The sequence below is a fragment of the Myxococcales bacterium genome (assembly GCA_016699535.1).
In the GTDB taxonomy this organism is placed as follows: Bacteria; Myxococcota_A; Polyangia; order Polyangiales.
The window spans coordinates 1,787,372-1,811,324 of the sequence record CP064980.1 but is presented as its reverse complement, the minus strand read 5'-3'; the positions used below and the strand labels follow the sequence as shown (position 1 = coordinate 1,811,324).

The following is a 23,953-nucleotide window of genomic DNA, read 5'->3' as shown; positions in this document are numbered from 1 at the left end:
AAGGCTTATTCAACCATGCTTAGATGTCGCGTTATTCTTTCTGTTTTTATGTTTGTCAGCGCAGTTGTTTCGATCAACGCATGCGGCGATGTCGTGACCGATCCACGTGCCAGCCAGGATGGCGGAACGAACAATTCCGATACAGGGACAGCACTTCAAGACAGTGGTACTTTACCGATTGATCCAATCGACCCCTTCTGCTCAACCTGTGGCGGCGACAGCTGTATCGATCTTAAGAGCAGTAACCAGCATTGTGGAAGCTGCAACTCGCCTTGTGGTGGCGGCGCCAGTTGTATGTCCGGTTCGTGCCAGTGTGCAACGGGCTACACCACCTGCGAGACCTCGTGTGCCTTGCTAAGCGTGGACTCGCACAACTGCGGAAGTTGTGGAAACGCATGCGAAGCAGGATTAAGTTGCATTGGCGGCATCTGCCAGACTTCGCCACCTGGGGAGGCTTGTTCGACACGTTTGTTGCTGGCAGCGGTCGGTGAGTGGGAGTTTGATCTTACCGGATACGCTCTTATCGATACTCCAGCCTGCATTGATACACAAAACCCAGATTTCTACGTAAGAATCGAAGGGTCCACCTCCGCTCGAAAAATCTACGTCAGCGACGGATTTGATATGGTGCTTTTTCAAGGTGATACCTTATGCAGCACCGGCACTTGTAAGAAAGATCCTGACAGCGTCACAGAAGGTTTTCATCTTTGTAGCACCAACAAAAAGTACTCCATTCGAATCAGTCGCAGTGCATCAAACACAGACAACAACCGCGTTACTTTCCGTTCCGATGCAGTCACCGACGCAGCGGGATGCATTCAAAAATGACTCACAGCTTTAAAAATAAACTGTTTTTTGTCTTTGCTCTGTGTGTAATATCAGCCTGCGGCTCAGACGGCGGCTCATCGGACGCTGGAACCGACACTGACTTTGTTCCAACACCCAGCTGTAGCCAAGGACAGCTCCTCTGTGACAATAGTTGCGTGAGCTGCCCCGAATCGAGTGGAGTAAGTTCCTTCGAATGCAGCAGCGGCACTTGCGTCATTGCTCAATGCGCCGCAAATCACGTGCAGTGCAGCACAGGTTGCTGTGAGACTTTTCCAAATGAAGGAATTACCGCTGAAGGGGGCGCTGATATCTTTTTTATACCAAACACCTTTTCTGCAGAAATAGACTTGGATTCACTCGATAACATCCACTATATAAGCACCGAGACCTTCACCCAGCCAATTGGCACCTCGTTAAACACCGGAGAGTACGCGCTTTCGTATGTAAGACTCGAAGGAACTGAATACAAACGAACCTTGCTTCAAGTCGCCGCGGGAAGCATTGGAAGGATTCAGTTTATTGTTGATCCGAGTGACGTATCGCACGCATTTTACGCGAGAAACGGCGATAATGCGGTCTGGAACCCGATTGTACCAATACTCCACCACAGTTATCGCACCGGCACGGAAAGCTGGACAGATGAAGTTATGTTTTCGGGTGCAGAATACGAGAATATGGGCATGGGTCTTTCGCTGGCTCAAGATACCGATGGCAAATTCCATCTCGCTTATTTTTATGCGCCATCTGTGAATTATCCGTGGGGAAATGAACAACTCTATTACCTGACTGGAACGGCTAAAACCCCTGGACCCGGATACGATTGGGCTAGCCCCGTGCTTTTGGCAGGGGGATTGACAGTCTCCGACAGTTCACAAACCCGCATCGCTGTGCAAGCAGGGACCGTCTACGTTATGTACAACGACGAAGCCCCCGAAGGCTACGGTTCATTACTTCTAAGAACACGCACGAGTGGGACGTGGAGCAATGCCGAATACGTTGTTTTTGGTGACGAAGAGTACACTGCCTCCGGTGCGTTTGACATGCTTGTCGACGAAGCGGGTACCATTCATGTGATCTTTAGCGATCCCACCCACGATCAGATTGTCTATACTTGGCGACCTGCTGGCGACAGCAACTGGTACTACGAGCAAGTGGATGACTGGTGCGGCATTGGTGCCCAGTACGGCATGCAGCTTGGTATGGACTCTGCAGGCACATTGTACGCTGCTTATGCATCGTGCCGCTTGAACACCATGGCTTATTTTTCAAAACGCAACGGGCCCGGAGACTGGGAAGGTTTTCCTGTGGATGCAACGCGACCCACCGGAGGAATTCGCCTTGCTTTGGATAGCGATAAAAACCCACACATTCTTTATGAGACAGTGATTCCAAACCCGGAAAGCCCAGTCGTGCACCGTATGATTCACAAGTATTGAGACACTTGGAATGACGATTCTTTTACTTTGTCCTCAGCATGCATTGAGGAGATGAACCGCCATGCTCAGACAGTTTTAGCTCCCTTATTGCATATCATCGAGAAAGGCTTTGGCTGCCTCTTCAGGTTCAAGTTCACCGTCATCGACACTGAGATTCAACCTTCGCATTTGCTCGCTATTCATTGATCCGCACAGCCCTATGAGCAATTCAACCACGCCGGGAGCTTCATCCGTTAGGGCATGGTTTACCATGATGATCGCATCGTAAGGCAAAAAGGCTTGCCGATCGTCTCGCAGTAGCACAAGATCAAATGCATCAATCCGTCCGTCCGTTGTAAACGCAGCAATCACATCCACAGAACCATTCGCCGCCGCCTTATACATAAGAGAGCTATCCATACCGCGAATCTGCTTAAACTGAAGTCCGTAGACCTCTCTAAGCCGTTCCCACTCCGGTCGTGCGAAAAACTCATGATCACCAGATACACTCAGGCTTTCAGAAAGCGTGGAAAGCTCACTGATGGTTTGCAGCCCCAAGCGCAGAGCCTGATCTTTTCGCAGGGCAAGCCCATAACTGTTTTCAAAGCCCAACGGACACAGCAACACAATGCCCTGCTCGTCCTTTAAATACGCTTTGACTTCTTTTCGCAAAGACACGCGGTCTTGGGGTCGGTCGCTGCGTTTCATATGGTTGGCCCAAATTGTACCTGTGTACGATACATAAGCATCGATTGATCCCGAGCGTAGCGCATTAAAAATCACGGTCGTGCCCAAGGACTCAAGTGTTCGCACTTTATAGTCGCTCTGGTTTTCAATTTGCTGTGTTAAAATCTGGCCAAGAATGTGTTGTTCGGTAAACATTTTTGTACCGATCTTAATTTCGCGAACACCATTTTCAGCACTCGCTACATCAATGATCGAAACAGTGTAACCATATAGTCCAACGATTGCGATAACACCCACAGCAAGCAAACTACGGCTTCGCTTGCTTACTGCCTTTTCAAAAATTCGCACAATGCCATCAAGCACGTGAACGAGTGTCCAGGCCACACCCACCCCGAGCAACACCGACTTGTAGTTTTGTGTTTGAAGGCCCGACAAAATATAATTGCCAAGGCTGGTTGCTCCAACAAGTGTTCCAAGAGTAGCGGTACCAACAACCCATACCGCAGATGTACGAATGCCAGCAATGATGACTGGCAGAGCCAAGGGCAATTGCACCCAACGCAAGCTTTGCCATTCGCTCATACCAACAGCTCGCGCAGCCTCAAGCACAGCAGGATCGAGGCCATTGATAGCAGTAACCGTGCCTAGCAAAATAGGAAGAATACTGTAGAGCGTCAGTGCAATCACCGCCGGCAGAAAACCAATGTTGGGCAGTGCAAAAAAGGCCAGTAAAGGAACCATCAAGGCAAGCAACGCTAAACTCGGCGTTGTCTGCACTTCACTTGCTACACCGATAAACAGCCGCTCCATCCACTTGGCCCGCGTTGCAAGGATACCCAAGGGCAAACTAAGACAGCTTCCTGCTAAAAGGGCTGTGAGCGTTAACGATAAATGACCCGACAAATAGGACGGCAGTTGACTAAAAAGATTGTCCATCTCAGTAACAGGAGCGGTAGAGGTTAAGCAGTATGTATTTCGTGCCTTTAGCGCAGTCTGCAAAGATTCGGAGCTTGCTTATAACCGCTAGGCCTAAGAACTTAGAGCACAAAAACCTTGTTCTTACAATTCATCGCCATGCTTAGCGCCTTAAAGCGGCCTAACCGTTTAGCTTCGTTTTCCTAGAATGTTGCCCGAAAAACAAGGCATTTTGCAGGGTTACTAAATTGAGCTACTATCGTCCCTTGGTTCAAACGAAACCCAAACACGAAGTTGTTTTGGTCACCGGCGCAAGTAGCGGTCTCGGACTTGCCCTAAGTAAGTTACTGCTCTCGACCACTGAACATAAGCTGATTCTAACCGCACGCGAATCCTCTTTACCGCGCTTTGAAGAGCAGGGAATACAGCAAAGCGAGCGAGTGTGGCTGAGGCCGTTGGATATTTTGGACAACATTCAACGCCGAGCTATCGTGCGAGAAGCCGAAAGCAAACTTGGCGGCATTACGGTTTTGGTCAACAACGCAGGCCTAGCCTATCGCTCGGTAGTCGAGCATGTCACCGAAGAAGAACGTCTTGCACAACTCGGCGTAAACTTCTGTGCACCCATGGAGATGACTCGCTTAGTTCTTCCAACGATGCGTGACAAACGCCATGGACGCATTATCAACGTTTCTTCCGTGGGCGGCATGATGGCCATGCCTACCATGGCCACCTACAGCGCTTCGAAGTTTGCGCTTGAAGGCGCCTCCGAAGCGCTATGGTATGAAGTAAAACCTTGGAATGTTTTTGTCACTCTGATTCAGCCGGGTTTTATTCACTCCGGCTCGTTTCAGAACACGCGCCGCACCCACGCCAGTCATATTTCAGAGAACAGCGAACTCGACGCCTACCACCGGCACTATCAATTTATGGGTCCTTTTATAGCCAAAGCCATGGATTTTGCGCTTGCAACGCCCGAGAAGGTCGCCGCCAAGATCGCGAAAACCATTGAGCAGCGCAGACCACCACTACGGGTGCCTGCCACGATCGATGCCCATCTTTTTGCCCTCTTACGACGGGTCCTGCCCCGAGGCATCTACCACCAACTGCTCTATTGTGCCCTGCCCTCCATCCATAAATGGGGCCCTTCTCGCTAAAAAACACTGCAATTTGGTTGTGTTTTCTCATTCTGAATGTGAAAATGCCCTCACTTGTTGTTTGGCCTATCCCAAAAGCAAAGCGTCCTAAAAACTTATGTCAATCATGCGTACTTCCGTTTTTGTGCTTTCTTTGCTCTGCCTTTCTACCTCCGCCCGGGCTGATGAGCCGTGGCTGCTAAAAGGGGATCTCATGGCGGCGCTACCCATGTCGAGTCCACAAAAAGACTGGTTCGGACCAGGTGGCTCAATAGGCGTAGGTGTGTACAAGCCATTAACGCATTGGCTTGTGCCGGGCTTAAAATTGCGTACTGGAATACTTCTGGACGGCGATCCAAACACCAATTTACGAAACCCGGGCGCCGGAACTTGGGCGATGCTCAACTTGAATGTACGCATCCGTCCTTTTTCATCGGCGGAGCAGGTGCACCGTGCCGTTGGACCATGGATTGAAGTGGGTGGCGGCGGCGGCCTAACCGGCGATGTGCTGAGGCCCGATCTTGAAGCCGGTCTTGGCTGGTCGTTCAAAGTTGGCAGCCTGCGCATGGGACCCGCCCTTCGCTATGTTCAGATCATCGATTCTCAAGAAAGCCTGGATTCACGGGATGCGCGGCTCTTGCTGGCTGGTCTTGAAATCACTTTGTTTGATGCAGAGAGCGAAGTAGTAGAGCAAGTTGTCGAGCAAGCACCGCCGGATCGAGATAAAGATGGTGTTCCAGACGACGCGGACAAATGTCCAGATACGCCCGAAGATCTCGACCGTTTTGAAGATGAAGACGGTTGCCCCGACGACGACAACGACCAAGATAAGATTCTCGACAAGAACGACTCCTGCCCAAATCGTCCTGAAGACTATGACAACTTCTTAGACGAGGACGGTTGCCCCGATCCCGATAACGATCAGGACGGAATCAACGACGAAGACGATCAGTGTCCCAACGACAGAGAAACAATCAATGGCGTAGACGATCATGACGGCTGCCCAGATGAAGGGCTTGTCGAGTTAGTTGAAGACCGTGTCATCCTTGAAGAACGTGTCTTGTTCGATTTGAATCGCTCGCGAGTAAAAAGCCGTGCAAAGCCTGTGCTTGATGCCATCGTTCACCTTTGGAAACAGCATCCCGAATGGACTGAATTGCGCATTGAAGGGCACGCTGATGCTCAAGGCGCCGATGACTTCAACCAAGAGTTGAGCGAACGCCGAGCAAAGAATGTGATGGAAGCGCTTGTACACCGCGGCATTCCTGCCAACATCATCGAAGCCGAAGGCTATGGTTCAGAACGTTTAAGAGATAAAGGCACGACACCAGAAGCACACCAACGCAACCGGCGTGTTGAGTTTGTTGTCGTACAAGGGATAAAGAAAAAGAAGGCAGTCGAAGCGAATACAAACGCTAAAGAAACCGATACCTCAGGAGATTGGTAATGCGGCACATCGTCCCGATAGTTTTATGGGTATGCATTGGTCTTGTCGGCTGCGGGGAGCCCTTAGTAGGCGCCAACTGCGCTGACGGCTACACAAAGAGCGGCGGCCGATGCGTTCTCAATGACGGGAATCTACCTGGCGACGGAAGCATACCCAACGATGGTGGACTCGGCGATTCAAACACCGGAGATGCCGGCGACGGAAGCATCGGCAGCGATAGTGGCACCGATGCGAGCTTACCCGGCTGCCCCATCGGCCAAGTGCAATGCAGCGACGGAAGTTGCGTGGATCCGAACGATTCAAACACCTGCGGCGGATGCATCGGCGAAGGCGGCACGGTCTGTAGTGGCGGAACGCCTGTGTGTGAAAACGAAAGTTGCAACGTTAGCTGTACTCCCCCGCTCTTTAATTGTGCCAGTAGCTGTGTAGACCGTGACAGCGACCCCAAAAACTGTGGAAGCTGCGGCAACGTCTGCCAAAGCGGAATTTGTGAGACTGGTATCTGTGCCGACGTCAGACCCGGTCACGTGGTCGTTATAGGCATGAACTACGTTGGCTACACTGGAACTGACGATCAGAAATCCGCTGCGAGTCTTGTAGGAAATGCGGTGTTTCTAAATGCAAGTTTCTTTTCCTCTCCGCTCAAAGTGCTTGCTTTCCGGGGCGACGCGCTCACTTCATCAATTACGGGAACTGACGCCGCCATCAATAGCCATCCACACGCATCAAGTCCCGGTTGGAGCAAAACCGTAACAGACGATTCGGCAGCTGTTGTGCTCAACTTACTCGATTACGATGTATTCCTTGTTTATGCTCAGGGGAATGCAACCAATGCTACCCTGTTCGGCTATAGCGCCCAATGGGCCAACGCCATGGACGAGTTTGTACAAAGCGGACGCGTGATTGTTGTACTTGATGGTCCCTCAGCAACCAACAACGGAAGCTATCAAGTGCTTGGAGATACCCCCTTGTTCTTGGCAAGCTCTCGAAGTCTCATCACAGCCACAGACAACTTAACGACGAGTGCCCCGGCTGATCAGCTCGCCAACGGCCTAATCTATAATTTCCCCGCCTTGGTCGATACTGTCAAATATACAGATGTTGAACCTGCATCGTCAACGAGCATCGTGGTTCGTCACATCAACATCAATGGCGCGGCTATTGCTACGCACCGAGCCATCTTTCCAAGCCCATAAGAGTCCGCCAAAGCTCCGCCAGACAAAGCAATATTTTTTGCAGTTTTTTTGACCTGCCGATCCAGGCTCGCTAAGTGCTTAGCAAGTACTTATTAAAAAGCGTGCCGGGCACTATGCCATGCAAGCTTATAATTGGGGTTGCTTGATTGGACCATAGAGCTGCAGGCGAAGCGCAGCTGGCTCCAACCAGGCAATCCAAAGAGAAGTATCGGGAGGAAACAATGGATAGTGCAAAAACCAGCTGCTCTGTATGCGGCTCAGCCTTGATGTGCGCTTTCGGTATCAAGTGCCAGAAACTCAAGACGGATCATTTGTTCATTTCTGCTCGCAAAGCTGCCAACAGCAAGCGGTTGGCGCGCAGCAACACCACACTTGTGAAACCTGCGCTCGTCCGTTTGTGATGGAGCACGCCTTTCAAGTCATGGTCGATCAAGGAAAAAGCCGGCATTTCTGTTCGACAACCTGTCGAGCTATTGCGACCAATCATGTTGCAGCACCTACCATCAAACGCCGCTCTCAACGCATCGCAGTCTTCAACCATAAAGGCGGAACAGCTAAGACAACCACTGCGGTCAACCTTGCTGCCGGTCTAGCTGAACGCGGTCAGAATGTTCTTTTGATTGACGCTGACGGCCAAGGGAACGTGGGAGCAGCCCTCGGTATTCATGGTGAGCGCAATCTCTATCACTGTCTGGTTCAGGGCGTTTCTCCAGCAGATGTAGCCATTCCGGTCAGAAAAAATCTCGACGTCGTTACCTCCAACGAAATGTTGGCAGCAGCTGAGCTTTACCTGGCCAACCAACCGAATCGTCACCGCATCATGCGCGAGCGTCTCTCTCAAGGGGTGTCGGACTACGATACAATAGTCTTGGACTGTGCGCCGGCGCTTTCCTTGATGAACCAAAACGCACTAATGTACGCCGACAGCGTGGTGGTACCCGTTTCCTGCGATTACCTTGCCCTTGTGGGTGTTAAGCAAGTGCTTCGAACAATCAAGAGCGTGCGCCAAGCCTTTGGGCATGAACTTGATTTGCTAGGCGTACTTCCCACCTTCTTTGATGTACGAAATCGTATTTGCCGAGATTCTGTTGACGCACTTACCAAACATTTCAAAGAACGGTGTCTACCTCCCATTCGTGTCAACACTCGATTGCGAGAAGCTCCAAGCGTTAAGCAAACGATTTTTGAATATGCTCCCGATAGCTCAGGTGTAACTGACTATCTTTCCTTGGTTCAGCATATCTTTGATTTGCAGAATCCACAGCACGTCAATCATCACTATGTAGCAGCTTCTGTCGCTACGGCAGCCATGCCACAAGTCACTGTCACGGGTTTTCTAGTTCCAACGGTATAGGGGTAGTCATGAGCAAAACAAATAACAGTTCCGTATCCGACCTTTTTGACGCCAACGAGGTTCAAGAGGTACTTGGAAAATCATTTTACAAACAAGAGAGCATTCCAGCGAAAAAGCGTAAGCCCAAAGCGCGAAACCAAGCTCTCAAAGCTGATCACTACGACATCATCTGCATTTCTCTATACAAAGAGGATTTACAGAAACTCGATGAAAAAGTCGACGAACTCAAAACACAAGGACATCGAAAGATGAGTCGCAGCGCCCTCATCCGCTATGCCCTCGACCAAGTCGACACCGCAAAGCTCCCTAGGAGTTACTAGAGTTTTTCTGTTTGTACCGCTGCGGAGCAGCGCTCCAAAAAGGAGATTCACGCGAATCCCCTCCCGAACGCACATTCTGCGTCTGCTCGCTTTAACTGTTTGTACCGCTGCGTAGCAGCGCTCCAAAGAGGGGATTCACGCGAATCCCCTCCCGAACGCGCTTTGCGCGTCGGCTCCCTCCCCTGCGGGCTCGCTTTGCTCGCGGGGGGCGGGCTGGTAAGCTGGCTGACCCTATCCATCATTAGTGTTTACAAGTTGACCGTTTATGAAGACATAGCGTGCCTTGACATCACCCAAAGCGTAGGCGAGGAGGCGGGGATCATCGGAATCGTAAATTGCCAGATCTGCCTGGTTTCCTATGCAAATCTTGCCAATTGTGGCAATTCCAACGGCTTTTGATGCCACTTCTGTCATGGCCAAAATTGCTTCTTCGAGACTCATCGCGCATTGCCTCACCGCGATTGCAGCACACAAAGGCAAGTCCGTGCAGGGACTGGTTCCAGGGTTGCAATCGCTGCCAATCGCGAGCTTCACACCATAGTAACGCATGCGTTCAACATCGGGCGGCTGTTGCCCAAGCGTGAGCCATGCACCTGGAAGAAGAACAGCCACCACGCCAGCTTTACCCATGGCCGCTAAATCATCATCGGACACATGCTCTAAATGATCCGCGCTAAGCGCGCTGAACCGTGCAAGCAACTCTGCGCCTCGCTGGTCACTAAACTGACCAACATGCCCCTTTGCTTTTAAACCATGTGCCACCGCACTCTGCCATATGCGTTCAGCCTGCTCGTAACTGTACGCACCATCGTCAAGATAAACATCGCAGCTACTAGCTAACTTCTCTTTTGCAATCTTGGGGATCAGGGTCTCACAGATAAGATCAACATAAACCTCAGGCTCGTCGCAGTACTCCTCCGGAATCACGTGTGCGCCGAGGAAAGTCGCCAATGTTTGTGGAGCTCCTGAAAGTTTTTTTGCGACGGCAAGAAGTTTTAGTTCACTAGGCACATCCAAGCCATAGCCGCTTTTAACTTCAACTGTGGTTACACCATGCCGCAGCATAGCGCTCAGCCGGCGCTTCGCACTTTTCAGGAGCAACTCCGGACTCGCTTGCCGCGTTGCACGAACAGTCGATTGTATCCCGCCGCCGCTTTTCGAAATGCTGAGGTAATCTTCACCCGATTTACGCCGAGCAAACTCATCGATACGGCTACCTTCAAACACAGCATGCGTATGCGGATCGATTAGACCAGGAAGCACCACCCGCCCCTTTACATCGAGCTTTTGTTTCGTTCGCAGGCTCAGGGCTTCGTGATGTGTGCCCACAAAAGCAATCACACCGGCCTTGATGCCTACGGCTCCCTTATCAATGATGCCAAGATCATTTCTTGCAGCTCCAGAAGGCGCAGTACAGCTAACAACGCGCGCGTTGACAATAAGAAAATCAAGCTCTGATCTCATGGCTTGTCTGCTAGCAAATGAGGCACATGAACACCTTTTTCACGGGCGGTACGGATTGCGATGTCATAACCAGCATCCGCATGTCGTATCACTCCCATGCCAGGATCGCTTGTAAGGACACGCTCAAGACGGCGCGCGGCATCATCACTACCATCGGCAACAACCACCATGCCAGCATGAATCGAGTAGCCCATGCCAACCCCGCCACCATGATGAACGCTGACCCAGCTTGCACCGCAACAGGTGTTGATGAGTGCATTGAGGATAGGCCAATCGGCAATCGCATCAGAGCCGTCTTTCATCGCTTCCGTTTCGCGGTTCGGGGAAGCCACTGAACCGCAGTCGAGATGGTCTCTGCCAATTACAATCGGGGCCTTGAGTTTGCCTTGTTTAACAAGCTCGTTGAATCGCAAGCCAATGCGATGCCTATCGCCATAGCCCAGCCAGCAAATCCGCGAGGGTAGCCCTTGAAAGTGAATGCGTTCTTTGGCCATATCGAGCCAACGATGTAGCATCGTATCCTCTGGCATGAGTTCTTTGACGGCTTCATCGGTGACTGCGATATCCTGCGGATCACCCGACAACGCTGCCCAGCGAAATGGACCCTTGCCTTCACAAAACAGCGGTCTGACATAGGCCGGAACAAAACCAATGATGTCAAAAGCCCTATCGGCACCAGCTTTCATGGCTTCAGCGCGGATATTGTTACCGTAATCACACGCGAAGACGCCTTGTTTTTGCATGTCCAACATGGCGTTGACTTCCTTGGCCATACCGACTCGTGCTCGTGAAACATAATCCTCAGGGTCTTTTTTCCGCAGTACAGCAGCTTCCTCTACGCTATAGCCTGGAGGAACATAACCGTTCAAAGGATCGTGTGCGGAAGTTTGCTCCGTCACAAAATCAGGCAACACGCCGCGCTTGAGCAACTCGGGGTACACGTCTGCAGCGTTGGCAATGAGCGCCACAGAAAGAGCTTGCTTGTTCTTCGTCGCCTCTTCTATCCACCGGAGCGCTTCGTCTAAAGACTTGGTAGCGCGATCAACATAAGCCGTATCCAGTCTACGTTTAACACGCGTTTCATCGACTTCGACACCTAAAAAGCTTGCCCCTGCCATCGTCGCTGCAAGAGGCTGTGCTCCTCCCATACCGCCAAGCCCCGCGGAAAGGATCCAGCGCCCCTGCCAAGATCCCTGAAAGTGCTCTTTTGCCGCGGCCACAAAGGTCTCATAGGTACCCTGCAAAATTCCTTGAGTGCCAATGTAAATCCATGAGCCCGCCGTCATTTGACCGAACATCGTAAGGCCGAGGGCTTCGAGTGCTCGAAACTCATCCCAGTTTGCCCAAGCAGGCACAAGTAAACTGTTTGCAAGAAGAACACGCGGTGCATCTGGATGGGTTTTAAACTTACCGACTGCTTTGCCCGATTGCACAAGCAAAGTTTCATCACTCTCAAGCGCTCGCAGTTCCCGTACGATGACGTCGTAAGCCTCCCACGAACGCGCTGCTTTTCCGGTACCACCGTAGACAATAAGATCGGCAGGTCGTTCAGCGACCTCCGGATCCAAGTTATTCATAAGCATGCGCAACGCCGCCTCTTGCGGCCAGGCCTTGCAACTAAGCTCACTGCCCCTCGGCGCTCGAATCACACGACTAGACTTTACATCGGACTGAATCTGACTCATGCCCCTATCTAACATAAGCATGGGCATATCTTCAAAGCGGCTATATTTCATGGCTATCTCCGAAGCTGAGCTTGCAAAAGGGAGCTAGGGCCTACACGCGCAGTTCCGCAGCGAAGCGAGAACTGTCTGAGCATGAAGGCCCTGCTCCCCTTCTCTGCAACACTTCTGCGATCAAAACCAAGTACAAAGTGCCACTCGCCATATATCTCGAGCTTTGAAGTCTTGATGCGCCGAGGTGCAGGGCCTACACGCGCAGTTCCGCAGCGAAGCGAGGACTGTCTGAGCATGGAGGCCCTGCACCTCGGCGCACCCCGGCATCAAAAAGCTGTTTTTGATTCGCAAAGCGATTTAAGTAGTCGCTCATTCGCAATTACGCTTGGTCGACTCTGAACTCATGTATCGGATTTTTCCAAAAATGGGTCGCTCTGGACCCCAGGCTCGATCGTAGCGCCCCAACACCCAAAAGATACCACTGTATGAGTTAGGATCACGCCCATCCAAAGCATATTTGTTATTCAACTCGATCATGATCTTTAGCGCATCACGTGGAGAAGCCGTCCACTCCAGAATTTTTTTCCCCCAAAGCATTCGAAGATAGTTATGAAGCTTACCTTCTTGCACAAGTTCGTTTTGAGCAGCGTTCCAAATCGGGTCGTGAGTTTGCGCTTTTTCAAACTCTTCAAATGAATAAACGTACTTCCGTTTGTCTTGCTCGTGCTTTTTTAGAGTCTGGCGTGCCCAGGATGGCAAAGAATCATACTCTGCATAATTGGGCTCATTTAGACACATATTAAAGCCGATTTCACGCCAGGTGATAAGTTCATCAAGAAAACTCTCCACGCTCTCATCAAATCCCCACCAACCGTGCCGCTTGCCTCCTCCGGAAGCAGCCAACATATCGGTAGACCACCCCGCATCATCGGCGATTTCACTGAAAACCGTGTGCACTGACACATGACCGAAATGGAGCCACGGCGACAAACCGCTACCGCCATTTTCATCCGGATGATTTCGAGCTTGCCCGTAGCTTGATAAACGATGATCGAGGAAACGGTGCACGCGTGCCAAAGCTTCCGTAAAACCACCCTGCGTCTCGACGCTACCGACCCTATGATCAATCGCAAGAGCGGTCTCGAGACGATAGCCAGCCTCTAATTCTGAAATCGAGGCACGCGGCCAGCGCTCAAATATCATCTTGGGAATATCAACTTCATCTTTGTTGCCCAGCCTATCGACACTCTCCCACAACGGAAATGCTTCAAGATGAGCTTTTAGGTTCTTTTGCAAATAGGCTCGAAACGAATATGCAGTAGTGAAGCACCTGGAAGTCAGACGCATGGGAAACAATCCGTTGGAATCCACTTGCTCAAAAAGCACCGGGCTTTTCAGAGCAAACGAGCTATTTACTTTAGGTAGGAAAAAACAGGGGAAATCATCTCCGATGACAACGCAGGCATGTTCCGCAAGACTCTGCACCAAACCTTTGCACGCGCCTTGTTCTTTTTCGACATAGGGATAATAAAACGCCTTCTTCTCTTTGAAATAGATGGCATTGTCATGCATGCCATCCAAGATAAAACGATGAAAACGATCTGATGCCCAAGGATAACTAACGACCAACGGCTCTAGTACGACCAATGGTTTAGCCAGTCGTTCCGCATACTCAACTGCACGCTGCAAAGAAAAGTTATGAAAAGGTCGACGGTAAGCGGTCATCCAATAAAGAATGTACTTACCATTTTCATTAATCACTCTATCGTTTGCTGGATAGACACGGTGTTCTGGAACTTCAATGACCTTGCTTTGACTCATCGGACAGCTTCAGCATCAATACGGCTCTGCGACGGATAGCTGCCAAGCTTTTTTAATTTTTTCGTATATTTTTTCATTGCTTGCAACGCATCATCAACGGAATGCTTGTCTTTGCCACCTTCAAAATCAAGGTAGAAGAGATACTCCCAAGGAGTTTCAGGTCGTGGTCGTGATTCTATTTTAGTGAGATTACAGCCATACTTGGCCAAGACACCCAAACACTTCGAAAGAGCTCCCTCTTCGTGATCCGTTGAAAAAATAACCGAAGTCTTGCAAGGAACATTTGTCTCAACACGCACTTCGTCTTTTGCGACGATTACCATACGTGTAAACAGTTCTTTGCGATCAGAAATATCTCGTTTCAAAATCGGAAGACCGTATAGTTTTGCTGCCTCTTCACCAGCAATCGCGGCCTGAGAAAGATCTTCATCGTCACGCACTCTTCTTACCGCAAGGGCGGTGTCCGGATACGCTTCAAGACGACAATCGTTCATTGTCGACAAAAAGCTTCGACAATGCTCGAACGCCTGAGGCGGCGAATAAATCCGGCGAATACGATGAAGAGGGATATTTTCTAAGGTGATAAGACAGTGATCGAGTCTTTGCAGTTCTTCTCCTACAATCTTCAAATCCGTTTTTTCTAAAACCTCATAGGCATCGCTAAATGCGCCAGCTGCTGTATTCTCCATAGGAAGCACAGCATAGTCTGCGTCACCAGACTGCACGGCCGATACGACTTCTTGCGCGGTTTTAAAACCTTCGTACGAAACGTCGTTTCCCCTCACCCCAAAATGGCGCACTGCTGCTAGATAAGTATAGGAAGCTTCGCCTCCTCGAAAAGCAACAACAGCCCGCGATCCATCGCGCCCCGTTGATGAACTTGGATTGTTGACCAAGAGGCTTTGCTGCAGTCGAACAGAGTGATCAAGTATCTCGTTGTAGACGCGTTTAACAAATGACGCATCCAAGCCCTCTCGTTTCCCTTTTTCGATGAGCCTGTCAACGATTTCTTGTTCACGAACTCGATCACGAAGCGGTTGCTTTCCACCACTCTTTATTCTCGCGACGTCAACACTGATGAGCTCCCTTTTAGCAAGCGTTTCAAGAAGTTTTTGATCAAGTTCATCGAGAGCCACTCGAAGATCGGATAATTTTTTAGGCAACACAACCTCCTCCTAGTGCTCTACGCAACCCGCCGGCGAAGTGCAAGCCAGGCACATCTCGGCAAAAGCCTCATGCCCAACACCAAAAGCACCAAACTAAAGAATAAGGCGAACACCGCCCAGATCGGCAATATTATGCGGGAATCGGTCACCAGGGCAGCCAATAAACATGTAATTCTTCGGGACACGGAGCCTTCTGGAAAGCTTTTCAATCAGCTCGGGGCCAAATTCTGGGCTACGGACCGCCACAAAATCGACTCTCAGGTCAGGATACAAGCTATCAATCATCGCCAAATCTTCGGCAAGATTGCTAGGAATTTCCGAGTCGTTTTTATAGACGTGCACAACCTTAAGACGGTTTGTTTGCTCGTTTGCTTTGACGTAAAGCGCAGCGCGATTCAAGTTTGCCGCGTTGTCTCCTCGCGTAAAAAACACAACGGTTTGGCTATTGATCTCTTCGATTTTCCTTCGAACAGATTTACTGATGATTTCATTAAAAGCCAAAATTCTTTCCACAAAGGACCGCGAAGCAAACAGAACGACCTTGAGGATCTGAAAACGTAAAAACATGATCGCAACGACTATTCCCGCGATTCCAGCATAAATGGCAAACACGCGAATATAAGCGGGGTTCATCATGACTTGTCCAATCAAACCCGCGCCCACCGCGATAATCGCGATCACGAGCGCCATCCAGCCAGCCCGTTCAGCACGCGGCAAGCGATTGCGCTTCCATTTGAGAAGAATATTTCCAACCGCAAATAGGCCCATGACTCCCAAAAACGAAAGCGTATAAACACCTGCAAGCACCGCGATGTCACCTTCGGTCACTGTCAAAATGGAGCAGCACAATAGAAAGAAAGCGACGATAATCCAGTGATTGGTTTTACGAAGGCGATTTTCATGCAGAAATACCTGCGGCAAAAAGCGATCGAGCGCCATGCGTCTCACTAGACCAGTCACGCCAACGTAGCTTGTTAACACAGCGCCCGATAGGACCAGCACTGCATCAACACTTACCCAAAAACGCAGCCAGTCTCCTGCTGCGAGATCTCCCATATGAGCAAGCAAGTTCTCGCGATGCGCCGACATTTCCCCCAAGGGAACCAGGCCAAGAGAAAGCAAGCTTATCAGTGGATTGAAGATGGCTACCGCGATCCACATGTTGCGCAAGGTCTTAGGAAAAACACCGGGCTTTTGTTCTTCGATAAAGTTAGCACTGCTTTCAAAGCCGCTGATGCCCAGCATTGCGGCCGAAAAGCCAAAAAACAAAGCTCGCGGCAAACCTTCAAACGAAGCCTGGCCCCAATTCGCGGTAAAGACAGACAAATCGTGAGAAACAGTCATCGTACTCAGCACGACAAGCCCTGTAAGCGTCACCATGTGCGTAATGAAAATGATAACAGCGACTACTGCCGATTCGGTGATGCCAAGCAAGTTGAGCAGTGCGAAAAAACCAAGCAAACTTACGGTAGCCCAAAACACATGCAAGCCCTGCCACAAACTGTGCAGATAATGCATGGCTTCATTCGCACTAATCACGGCTGTTGCAACATAAGAAAGCAAGGTTAAGCATGCCGCGATAGAGGCCTTGCCTTTGCTAGTGGTGTTTAAAGTACGTTGTATGCGCCACCGTTTAGTGGAAGCGCCGAGCCAACCTCTGCGTAAATCTTTCGGAACAAAAAAGCACTGCAGCCACGACAGCAAGCGCAATCGGCGCAAAGGGGCCCGCTTGAAGCGCACATAATGCCGATACGTACAAAGTGCTCGAGGTGATGTCGTTGCCGCAGATAGCGGTCGCCTTAAGTTCTCCAAGTTTGTGTCTCGGTCCGGAATCAAGTTTGGTTACCGCAACCGTTGAGTCATCCAAATCAACAATACGCTCGGCAGTACCCCAACCCGCAAAATCAAACGATTCCCTGGCAGCGTCCCCACTACTGTGAGCTTCTAAATTCATTGCACTCCCATGCTGGCATGCCGAGCGTTAGGCCTTTTGTTTATGCATTAGGCTCAAGCGCTATTGCCGCAGCCCCCCACAATCCGATATCGGGCTTTTTTACTACATAGATCGGCACATCTTCCAGTAATGGACTCATCCGACCTTTGTTCATGAATGCGGGAAGAAAAGGTCCTTTCAAAATAGGTAGTAGTTTCGGGGCAATACCACCAGCAATAAACAGGCCGCCTGTGGGAAGGCATTTCAGCGCAAGATTGCCAGCTTCGGCTCCATACAGTTCCAAAAACAAGTCAACCACCCGACGACAAGCCGGATCATTTCGCTCAAGAGCGGCCTTACCCATGATTTCCGAAGGGTCGGCATGGCCTTTTGCCGCCTCGACAGCTGGATGACTGTCTATTTCGCCGGCTTCGACAAGATAGTCATATAAAGCCAAAAGTCCTGGACCCGAAACCAGACGTTCCCAGGAAACACGCTTGTGCCTTTTCAGCATAAAGCGCAGCAATCCTATTTCGAGCTCGTTACGGGGGGCAAAATCAGTATGACCACCCTCGTTCTCAATGACGTTCCACTTGCCATCGCAAGGAGCCAAAAGAGCTTGTCCTAAACCCGTACCCGCGCCAATTACAGCTCGCATACCATGAGGATCGGAAACCCCCGACTGAATGACCTCAACCTCATCGGATTTAAGATGCTGAACCCCAAAGGCTACTGCTCCAAAGTCGTTACGCAGGTGAACACGCGGTATTCCAAACTTCTTTGCGATGAGATTACCATCGACAATCCAAGGCAGATTTGTCGCCTTGCATACTTCGTCATGCACAGGACCAGCTACTGCAAACGCAGCAGCATCGAAGCCGATTGTCTCGCTAGAAAGAAAGTTTTCAAGAATCGATTCGAGCCCTGGATGCTCAGCGCTGGCGAAGCGCTGCACTCGAAGCTTCTCTAAGCTCTGGTGCTTGCCATCTTGTGTCTCAAAAACAGCAACTAATGTTTTAGTGCCACCGATGTCTCCTGCCAATACTCTCATGATGTCATTGTGCGAGCTAACACGACGCTCACGCCTCTCATTTGTAGGGAATGTCGCAAGGGCATAATGCAAAGCCGATAAAAAACCAACCCTAACCGACTCGATTGTGAAGCTTCAACTTCCAAGCAGGGAGCCCTTGTGAAAATACCTCCGAAACAACAGTTGCTTTATCGAAATTGTGTTCCATGACGCATCGCGCCATCCGGTCAGTTTAGCGAGCTAATTAGTGCTGACTTCGCTCATGAGAGCATCTATATATCGAGATGCGCTGCTACTTCCCTGGCGAATTCAAGTGTGCCAAGCTGACCGCCAAGATCGCGCGTTTTCTTTCCATTTGACAAGGCGCGATCGTAGGCAGCCTTGATGCGCGAAGAACAGAGCTTCAAGCCCTCATCGCCATGCTTTTCGGCCATGTAGTTAAGCATCATAACGGACGACATGACAAAAGCCAGCGGATTCGCGATGCCTTGTCCCGCTATGGTTGGCGCTGAGCCATGAACAGCCTCAAACACAGCAAAGCTATCGCCAATGTTCGCTCCAGGGACCACGCCTAAGCCCCCCACTAGACCCGCGCACAGGTCACTCACCACGTCACCGTAGAGGTTTTCCAATAACAAAACATCAGATTGAGAAGGGTCTTGCACTAAGCGCATGCACCCTGCATCGATAATGACTTCCTCGTACTCGATATCATCGAAGCCTTCTTGGTTTCGGACACGCTGAGCACATTCAAGAAACAAGCCATCGCTTAGCTTCATAATATTTGCCTTATGAAACACGGTAATACGTTTTCGACCGTACTTCCGCGCATAAGCAAAGCCCCAACGCGCAAAACGCGTGCATGCTTTTTCAGTAGCAACTTTAAGACTCGTAACCACGCCTTCCGTAATCTCATTTTCGATGCCGCTATAAAGGCCTTCGGTGTTTTCCCGAAGTACAACAAGATCGACATTTTCAAAGCGCGTCTTTACACCAGGAAGACTGCGAACCGGTCTAACTGCAGCGTAAAGATCCAGTTTTCTTCTGAGCTGCACATTGACCGAAGTAAAACCTTTACCGATGGGTGTTGTGCAAGGGCCTTTCAGCGCAACACCTATTTCTCGAACGGCCTCAAGCGTTTCTTCAGGCAAAACATTCTGTCCCCGCTCTAATGCTGCCAAACCAGCATAAGCTTCTATCCATTGTATCGGCACCCCTGCTGCTTCAAAAACTAACTTCACAGCAGAAGAGACTTCGGGACCGATACCGTCACCCGGTATAAGAACGACTTGATAGACTTTGCTCATAATTCTTTTCCTGCAAGTTTCAATGGGACATTGTTCTGACTGAGAAGTAACTTAAACCCATGCTTATCATTGGACTTAATATACGCTTCTTCGGCTGCAACTTCTTTCGCCAAGACAAGCTCAAGCAAATGATCATTCATAAGTCGCATTCCAAGTTTGCGCCCAGTCTGCATCGCACTCGGAATCTGAAACGTTTTTCCCTCGCGAATCAGGTTAGAGATAGCCGATGTTGTAATTAGAATCTCATACGTCGCGACACGGCCGCCACCTTCTTTTTTACAAAGCATTTGAGCGATAACGCCGCGCAATGATTCGGAAAGCATCACGCGAATCTGGGCCTGCTGCTCAGGAGGGAACTGGTCAATAATGCGATCAACCGTCCCCGCTGCAGTTGTGGTATGCAAAGTACCGAATACCAAATGGCCTGTTTCAGCCGTCTCAATCGCAATCGAGATGGTTTCAAGGTCACGCATCTCACCGACAAGAACGATATCCGGATCTTCACGCAGCGCTGCACGCAGAGCCCGTTTAAAAGAGTTTGTATGGGTGACAATTTCGCGTTGATTGACCAAGCATTTTTTATTTGGATGTACAAACTCAATCGGATCTTCGATCGTTATGATATGATCTTCTCGGTTTTGGTTAATGTAATCGATCAACGTAGCTAGAGTCGTCGACTTTCCACTGCCAGTTGGCCCCGTGACCAGCACAAGACCTTTAGATAGCCAGCACAAATCAAGCACTTGCTTTGGAATCCCTAGCTTTTCGGGCGAAAGAATCTCAAAAGGGATTTGTCGTATGACCGTTCCCGCTCCTTTACGATCCATAAAAGCATTCACGCGAAACCGAGCAACGTCTTCAATGGAATGAGCGAAATCAGTATCATGAATTTCTTCAAATTCTTTGCGGTTTCGTTCCGGCATGATTTCGATAAGCATTTTATGCAACTCGTCGTGAGTCATGAAGGCACGCTCTTCCAATCGCTTCATGGCACCATGCAAACGAACCATCGGAGCCACCTCTGCTGACAGATGCAAGTCACTTGCACCAAGCTTGATCATTTTTCGCAGGAAGCGATTGATGGCGGGCTCACCAGGCTGTAGCGGCGCCACCGATACACCTGGAGCCAGCGAAGCCATGGTACCATACTCAGCGCTGTTGGTTTCAACGTGTGATTCCTCCTTGTGCCGTAACTTGGCAGAAGCTGCCTCTTCCGCGACATCCAGGCTTTCCTCTTCAACCATATGAGGATCAGCTTGCTGCTGAGGATCATCAATGCCTACATTGATCTGCAGTTGCTCATCCTGCAGCGACAAGCCAGTCGCTACCCGCACGGGTGTATCAACCAACGATATCTTGCGTGGTGGGTCTAAACTTATCGAAACATCCAGTGCTTTTTTTAAGCGAAGGGTCCAATTCGTGGGCCCTTTTATTTCGATACTTAATTCAAGTGGCGGTCCACCAGAGACAGTAATCGGCACACTAGCCTTGCCTGCAGCCTTGAGTTCGCTAGCAAGCTGGGGCGAAGCGAGTTCCTTCACCAATGCCACAAGCTGAGCATGATCCAAGTTCTTGTTGGCGTCTTTATGTTGGTTGCCAAAATAAAAACGCGCTGGCTCACCAGAGCTAAGTTCCAGCGAACTTGCGTTATAGCGCAGCATTTGTTGGGCGTACTGATCGATTTTCCGCATGCACTAAGTTTACCCAATCTCACTCAATCGGGTAAGTTATCCGCCGGAAATGAAGTCAAGCCAGCTGTTTTTTAGCTCCGGTGGGGTTTGCTTGGAGGCTTGAAGGCGCATGAAAACCCGCCCTTTGCAACCCAAAGGGTCAACCTCCCCAAAGGCACGGCTGTCGTCCCCATGGGTTCTCGTACGGTTGTCTCCTAGCAAGAAAAATCCTGTGCGTATCTGTTTGCCCCGCAATCGAATGTTGCGATCAGGTGGATCAAAAATCTCGTATTTAGCTTGATTTAACTGTTCTGTTGCCTGAAGCACTTCATAGGTGCGATTCCGTACGTAATCCACAAATTTGAATTTTTCACGAAAATCAAGCTCCGGCCTTGAGGTGTTGACCCGAATCTGTTCGCGATCGTAGCTAATGGTATCACCCGGCTTAGCTAATATGCGCCCAACCACAATTCTCCGGGTTTCCTAGGATGCAAACACATAGCCACATCACCACGCTCAAGCTTCGCGTTGCGCCATACGGCAACCTGATCTCCTGCAATAAGAGTTGGGGCCATTCCGTTGTGCCCAATAATACCTAAATCAACGAAAAAAATACGAAGCACGGCAAGCACAACGATTGCCGGACCCACAATCCATAAAATAGCATTAAGCTTCATCATGCCTCCCGAACACCCAGCTGCGAACTACTGCAAAAGCGCTCCACTTGCTGTAACATAAAGATGCCTTAGACTATACTAATCCGATGGGAATCAACCAGCGACAAGCATCCCGGGCCGCAAAACGGCTCCAAGTTCGTTACGGAATCGACGACTTAGACACCCATAGCTTCACTAAAGATATCTCCACAGGCGGCGTCTTTATTGTCGCGCGAAAGCTGCTTGCCATTGGGACCCAAATTCACATGCGGCTTGAATGGCCCACGGGTTGTTTTTATGTGGAAGGCCTTGTTGTAAGGCATAAAGCAGTGCATCTTGAACTCCGCAAAATCGACGATCAAGGTATGGGCATACGCTTTCTGCACCCCGCCGAAGTCGTCGAACGTGTTGTTCCTTTGAGTCTTCGCAAAGATGGCCAAATCATCGTTGACTGCCCCAACAAAGAACATGTCAAACAACTTATTCAAGATCAGCTTTCTCACGGCCTGCTGTTCGTGCGTATCGGAGATCCCCCCCCGGACATCGACACCCCCGTAACATTCCGCTTGGTACTCGTTTTTAGAGTGAAGCAAATCCCCATTGTAGGCGAAGGACGAGTCATGCAAATTTTAGAGCCAGATGGGAAACAACGTCGTGACCGGGCAGGTGCAGTCATTCAAATCGCCAATAAAGAAAGTCTTATCCATCAGCTCGAAGAAACCATCCAAAATGACTAGAGAACAGAGCACTAGCGCAAGAGATACTTGGATCGAAGTTGATCTCAAAAGCATTTTGCGAAACTACCAAAACATCAAGAGCAAAACGGATCCCGCGAAAGTCTATGCCGTAATCAAAGCCAACGCCTATGGCCATGGCATCCTTGAGGTTGCAACATGGCTTGAAAAAGGGGCTTGCGATGGTTTTTGCGTGGCTCTTGTTGAAGAAGGCCTGCTGCTACGTGAGCACGGAATCCGTACTCCTATTATTGTTCTCAATGGGATTTATGGCAAGACACACCAAACTGTGATCGATTACGAACTCACTCCGGTGGTCTACCGTATGGACGATGCTCAATGTTTTGATTTGCTTAGCCAGCAAAAAACGAAGATTCACCTTAAGGTCGATACGGGCATGGCTCGACTTGGTGTACGCGCAGAAGAACTCGAAACTTTTATTGAAAAATTAAAAACTCTAAAAAATCTTCAAGTAGAAGGATTGATGACGCATATGTCGTCGCCTTGGACCGACACACGAGAAACGGAGCGACAAATTGCTTCCTTCATCAAATGCAAAGCGCTCCTTCGTAAACATGGATACGAGCCAAGTCTCTGCCATGTCGCCAACAGTGAAACATTGTTGAAATACAACAATTCTCATTTCGATTTGGTCCGGCCAGGAATATCTCTGTACGGCATTGGCGATGGCCTGCATCCAGCCATGCGTCTTGTAAGCAGCATCGTATCGATACGGACAGTCCCTAAAGGCTCTGCAGTCGGCTACAATCAAAGCTTCGTCACTAACACATCCAGCCGCATTGCTACCATTGGCATCGGTTATGGCGATGGAGTGCCACGACGCCTATCGAACCGCGGACAAGTGCTCATTCAAGGCAAACGATGTCCCATCGTGGGAGCGGTATCCATGGATTTACTCAATGTGGACCTTAGCTCATGCCCTGAAGCGAGTATTGGAGATGAAGTTGTTATCTTTGGGCAGCAGAAAGACGCCTTTCTTGGTGTTGAAGAAGTCGCACAGCTCGCGGACACCATCCCCTATGAAATCCTTGTTCAACTTTTGTCAAGAGTTCCAAGGATGTATAAAATTTCATAATTCTAGACCTTTCTTCCGATTTTACTGTATTTTTTGTGCTTATAGCTTTTTACAAGGCCCGTCTCCCAACCACCGGTTTGCATGCTAGGCTCGACGACCAGC

General features: G+C 49.9%; 18 protein-coding genes and 2 pseudogenes. 9 read left to right on the top strand and 11 right to left on the bottom strand.

All coding sequences use genetic code 11. The features are described from left to right. Positions 1 to 15 precede the first annotated feature (15 nt). On the top strand, positions 16 to 828 hold the full coding sequence (locus tag IPJ88_08625; protein ID QQR91750.1) for a hypothetical protein: 813 nt from the start codon (positions 16 to 18) through the stop codon (positions 826 to 828). Further along, the gene (locus IPJ88_08620; protein QQR91749.1) at positions 825 to 2,264 is read left to right on the top strand and encodes a hypothetical protein; all 1,440 of its coding nucleotides are present in this window, start codon (positions 825 to 827) and stop codon (positions 2,262 to 2,264) included. The genes IPJ88_08625 and IPJ88_08620 overlap by 4 nt, the downstream gene beginning before the upstream one ends. Positions 2,265 to 2,348: 84 nt before the next feature. Here the strand turns inward: IPJ88_08620 and IPJ88_08615 are convergent, their stop codons facing one another. Then, on the bottom strand, positions 2,349 to 3,866 hold the full coding sequence (locus tag IPJ88_08615) for an ABC transporter permease/substrate-binding protein (protein QQR91748.1): 1,518 nt from the start codon (positions 3,864 to 3,866) through the stop codon (positions 2,349 to 2,351). 245 nt (positions 3,867 to 4,111) lie between these two features. On the opposite strand from IPJ88_08615, the gene IPJ88_08610 reads away from it, so the two are divergent. The 5 genes from IPJ88_08610 (at position 4,112) to IPJ88_08590 (ending at position 9,298) form a co-directional block, all read left to right on the top strand. Next, the gene (locus IPJ88_08610) at positions 4,112 to 5,002 is read left to right on the top strand and encodes an SDR family NAD(P)-dependent oxidoreductase (protein QQR91747.1); all 891 of its coding nucleotides are present in this window, start codon (positions 4,112 to 4,114) and stop codon (positions 5,000 to 5,002) included. 106 nt (positions 5,003 to 5,108) lie between these two features. Next, positions 5,109 to 6,428 carry an OmpA family protein gene (locus IPJ88_08605; GenBank protein QQR91746.1) on the top strand — a complete coding sequence of 440 codons (1,320 nt, stop codon included), beginning with the start codon at positions 5,109 to 5,111 and terminating at the stop codon, positions 6,426 to 6,428. After that, complete coding sequence (locus tag IPJ88_08600; protein QQR91745.1) at positions 6,428 to 7,624, top strand: hypothetical protein; 1,197 nt, start codon at positions 6,428 to 6,430, stop codon at positions 7,622 to 7,624. The genes IPJ88_08605 and IPJ88_08600 overlap by 1 nt, the downstream gene beginning before the upstream one ends. A gap of 421 nt (positions 7,625 to 8,045) precedes the next feature. Then, complete coding sequence (locus tag IPJ88_08595) at positions 8,046 to 8,978, top strand: ParA family protein (GenBank protein QQR92002.1); 933 nt, start codon at positions 8,046 to 8,048, stop codon at positions 8,976 to 8,978. Between the two features lie 8 nt (positions 8,979 to 8,986). Next, a complete protein-coding gene (locus IPJ88_08590) occupies positions 8,987 to 9,298 on the top strand; it encodes a hypothetical protein (GenBank protein ID QQR91744.1) in 312 nt (103 codons plus the stop codon). A 231-nt stretch (positions 9,299 to 9,529) separates the two neighbouring features. Here IPJ88_08590 and IPJ88_08585 read toward each other — a convergent pair whose 3' ends face one another. The 10 genes and pseudogenes from IPJ88_08585 to IPJ88_08540 all read right to left on the bottom strand — a co-directional run bounded on the left by IPJ88_08585 (position 9,530) and on the right by IPJ88_08540 (position 22,045). Further along, a complete protein-coding gene (locus IPJ88_08585; GenBank protein ID QQR91743.1) occupies positions 9,530 to 10,762 on the bottom strand; it encodes an imidazolonepropionase in 1,233 nt (410 codons plus the stop codon). Then, a complete protein-coding gene (gene hutU / locus IPJ88_08580; protein ID QQR92001.1) occupies positions 10,759 to 12,447 on the bottom strand; it encodes a urocanate hydratase in 1,689 nt (562 codons plus the stop codon). The genes IPJ88_08585 and hutU overlap by 4 nt, the downstream gene beginning before the upstream one ends. 244 nt (positions 12,448 to 12,691) lie before the next feature. Next, positions 12,692 to 14,259, bottom strand: a pseudogene (locus IPJ88_08575) (deoxyribodipyrimidine photolyase). Further along, positions 14,256 to 15,422, bottom strand: a complete 1,167-nt coding sequence (locus IPJ88_08570; GenBank protein QQR91742.1) for a chorismate mutase — start codon at positions 15,420 to 15,422, stop codon at positions 14,256 to 14,258. The pseudogene IPJ88_08575 and the gene IPJ88_08570 overlap by 4 nt, the downstream one beginning before the upstream one ends. 96 nt (positions 15,423 to 15,518) lie before the next feature. Beyond that, positions 15,519 to 17,379 (bottom strand): annotated as a pseudogene (locus IPJ88_08565) (APC family permease). A 40-nt stretch (positions 17,380 to 17,419) separates the two neighbouring features. Further along, positions 17,420 to 18,409, bottom strand: a complete 990-nt coding sequence (gene glk / locus IPJ88_08560) for a glucokinase (protein QQR91741.1) — start codon at positions 18,407 to 18,409, stop codon at positions 17,420 to 17,422. A 251-nt stretch (positions 18,410 to 18,660) separates the two neighbouring features. Continuing rightward, positions 18,661 to 19,695 carry an NAD-dependent isocitrate dehydrogenase gene (locus IPJ88_08555; protein ID QQR91740.1) on the bottom strand — a complete coding sequence of 345 codons (1,035 nt, stop codon included), beginning with the start codon at positions 19,693 to 19,695 and terminating at the stop codon, positions 18,661 to 18,663. Continuing rightward, complete coding sequence (locus IPJ88_08550; GenBank protein QQR92000.1) at positions 19,692 to 20,834, bottom strand: type IV pilus twitching motility protein PilT; 1,143 nt, start codon at positions 20,832 to 20,834, stop codon at positions 19,692 to 19,694. The genes IPJ88_08555 and IPJ88_08550 overlap by 4 nt, the downstream gene beginning before the upstream one ends. Positions 20,835 to 21,422: 588 nt before the next feature. Then, a complete protein-coding gene (locus IPJ88_08545) occupies positions 21,423 to 21,833 on the bottom strand; it encodes a hypothetical protein (GenBank protein ID QQR91739.1) in 411 nt (136 codons plus the stop codon). Then, the gene (locus IPJ88_08540) at positions 21,815 to 22,045 is read right to left on the bottom strand and encodes a hypothetical protein (GenBank protein ID QQR91738.1); all 231 of its coding nucleotides are present in this window, start codon (positions 22,043 to 22,045) and stop codon (positions 21,815 to 21,817) included. The genes IPJ88_08545 and IPJ88_08540 overlap by 19 nt, the downstream gene beginning before the upstream one ends. 83 nt (positions 22,046 to 22,128) lie before the next feature. On the opposite strand from IPJ88_08540, the gene IPJ88_08535 reads away from it, so the two are divergent. Together IPJ88_08535 and alr are read left to right on the top strand one after the other, a co-directional pair. Then, the gene (locus IPJ88_08535; GenBank protein QQR91737.1) at positions 22,129 to 22,758 is read left to right on the top strand and encodes a PilZ domain-containing protein; all 630 of its coding nucleotides are present in this window, start codon (positions 22,129 to 22,131) and stop codon (positions 22,756 to 22,758) included. Then, the gene (gene alr / locus IPJ88_08530; GenBank protein QQR91736.1) at positions 22,751 to 23,851 is read left to right on the top strand and encodes an alanine racemase; all 1,101 of its coding nucleotides are present in this window, start codon (positions 22,751 to 22,753) and stop codon (positions 23,849 to 23,851) included. The genes IPJ88_08535 and alr overlap by 8 nt, the downstream gene beginning before the upstream one ends. Positions 23,852 to 23,953 lie beyond the last annotated feature (102 nt).

Bases quoted from the DNA above. Each gene is read 5' to 3' on its own strand.
- IPJ88_08620 (QQR91749.1), top strand. From the start codon at position 825: ATGACTCACAGCTTTAAAAATAAACTGTTTTTTGTCTTTGCTCTGTGT.
- IPJ88_08540 (QQR91738.1), bottom strand. From the start codon at position 22,045: ATGATGAAGCTTAATGCTATTTTATGGATTGTGGGTCCGGCAATCGTT.
- IPJ88_08600 (QQR91745.1), top strand. From the start codon at position 6,428: ATGCGGCACATCGTCCCGATAGTTTTATGGGTATGCATTGGTCTTGTC.
- IPJ88_08555 (QQR91740.1), bottom strand. From the start codon at position 19,695: ATGAGCAAAGTCTATCAAGTCGTTCTTATACCGGGTGACGGTATCGGT.
- glk (QQR91741.1), bottom strand. From the start codon at position 18,409: ATGAGAGTATTGGCAGGAGACATCGGTGGCACTAAAACATTAGTTGCT.
- IPJ88_08605 (QQR91746.1), top strand. From the start codon at position 5,109: ATGCGTACTTCCGTTTTTGTGCTTTCTTTGCTCTGCCTTTCTACCTCC.
- IPJ88_08595 (QQR92002.1), top strand. From the start codon at position 8,046: ATGGTCGATCAAGGAAAAAGCCGGCATTTCTGTTCGACAACCTGTCGA.
- IPJ88_08615 (QQR91748.1), bottom strand. From the start codon at position 3,866: ATGGACAATCTTTTTAGTCAACTGCCGTCCTATTTGTCGGGTCATTTA.
- alr (QQR91736.1), top strand. From the start codon at position 22,751: ATGACTAGAGAACAGAGCACTAGCGCAAGAGATACTTGGATCGAAGTT.
- IPJ88_08625 (QQR91750.1), top strand. From the start codon at position 16: ATGCTTAGATGTCGCGTTATTCTTTCTGTTTTTATGTTTGTCAGCGCA.
- IPJ88_08585 (QQR91743.1), bottom strand. From the start codon at position 10,762: ATGAGATCAGAGCTTGATTTTCTTATTGTCAACGCGCGCGTTGTTAGC.
- IPJ88_08590 (QQR91744.1), top strand. From the start codon at position 8,987: ATGAGCAAAACAAATAACAGTTCCGTATCCGACCTTTTTGACGCCAAC.
- hutU (QQR92001.1), bottom strand. From the start codon at position 12,447: ATGAGTCAGATTCAGTCCGATGTAAAGTCTAGTCGTGTGATTCGAGCG.
- IPJ88_08550 (QQR92000.1), bottom strand. From the start codon at position 20,834: ATGGCTTCGCTGGCTCCAGGTGTATCGGTGGCGCCGCTACAGCCTGGT.
- IPJ88_08535 (QQR91737.1), top strand. From the start codon at position 22,129: ATGGGAATCAACCAGCGACAAGCATCCCGGGCCGCAAAACGGCTCCAA.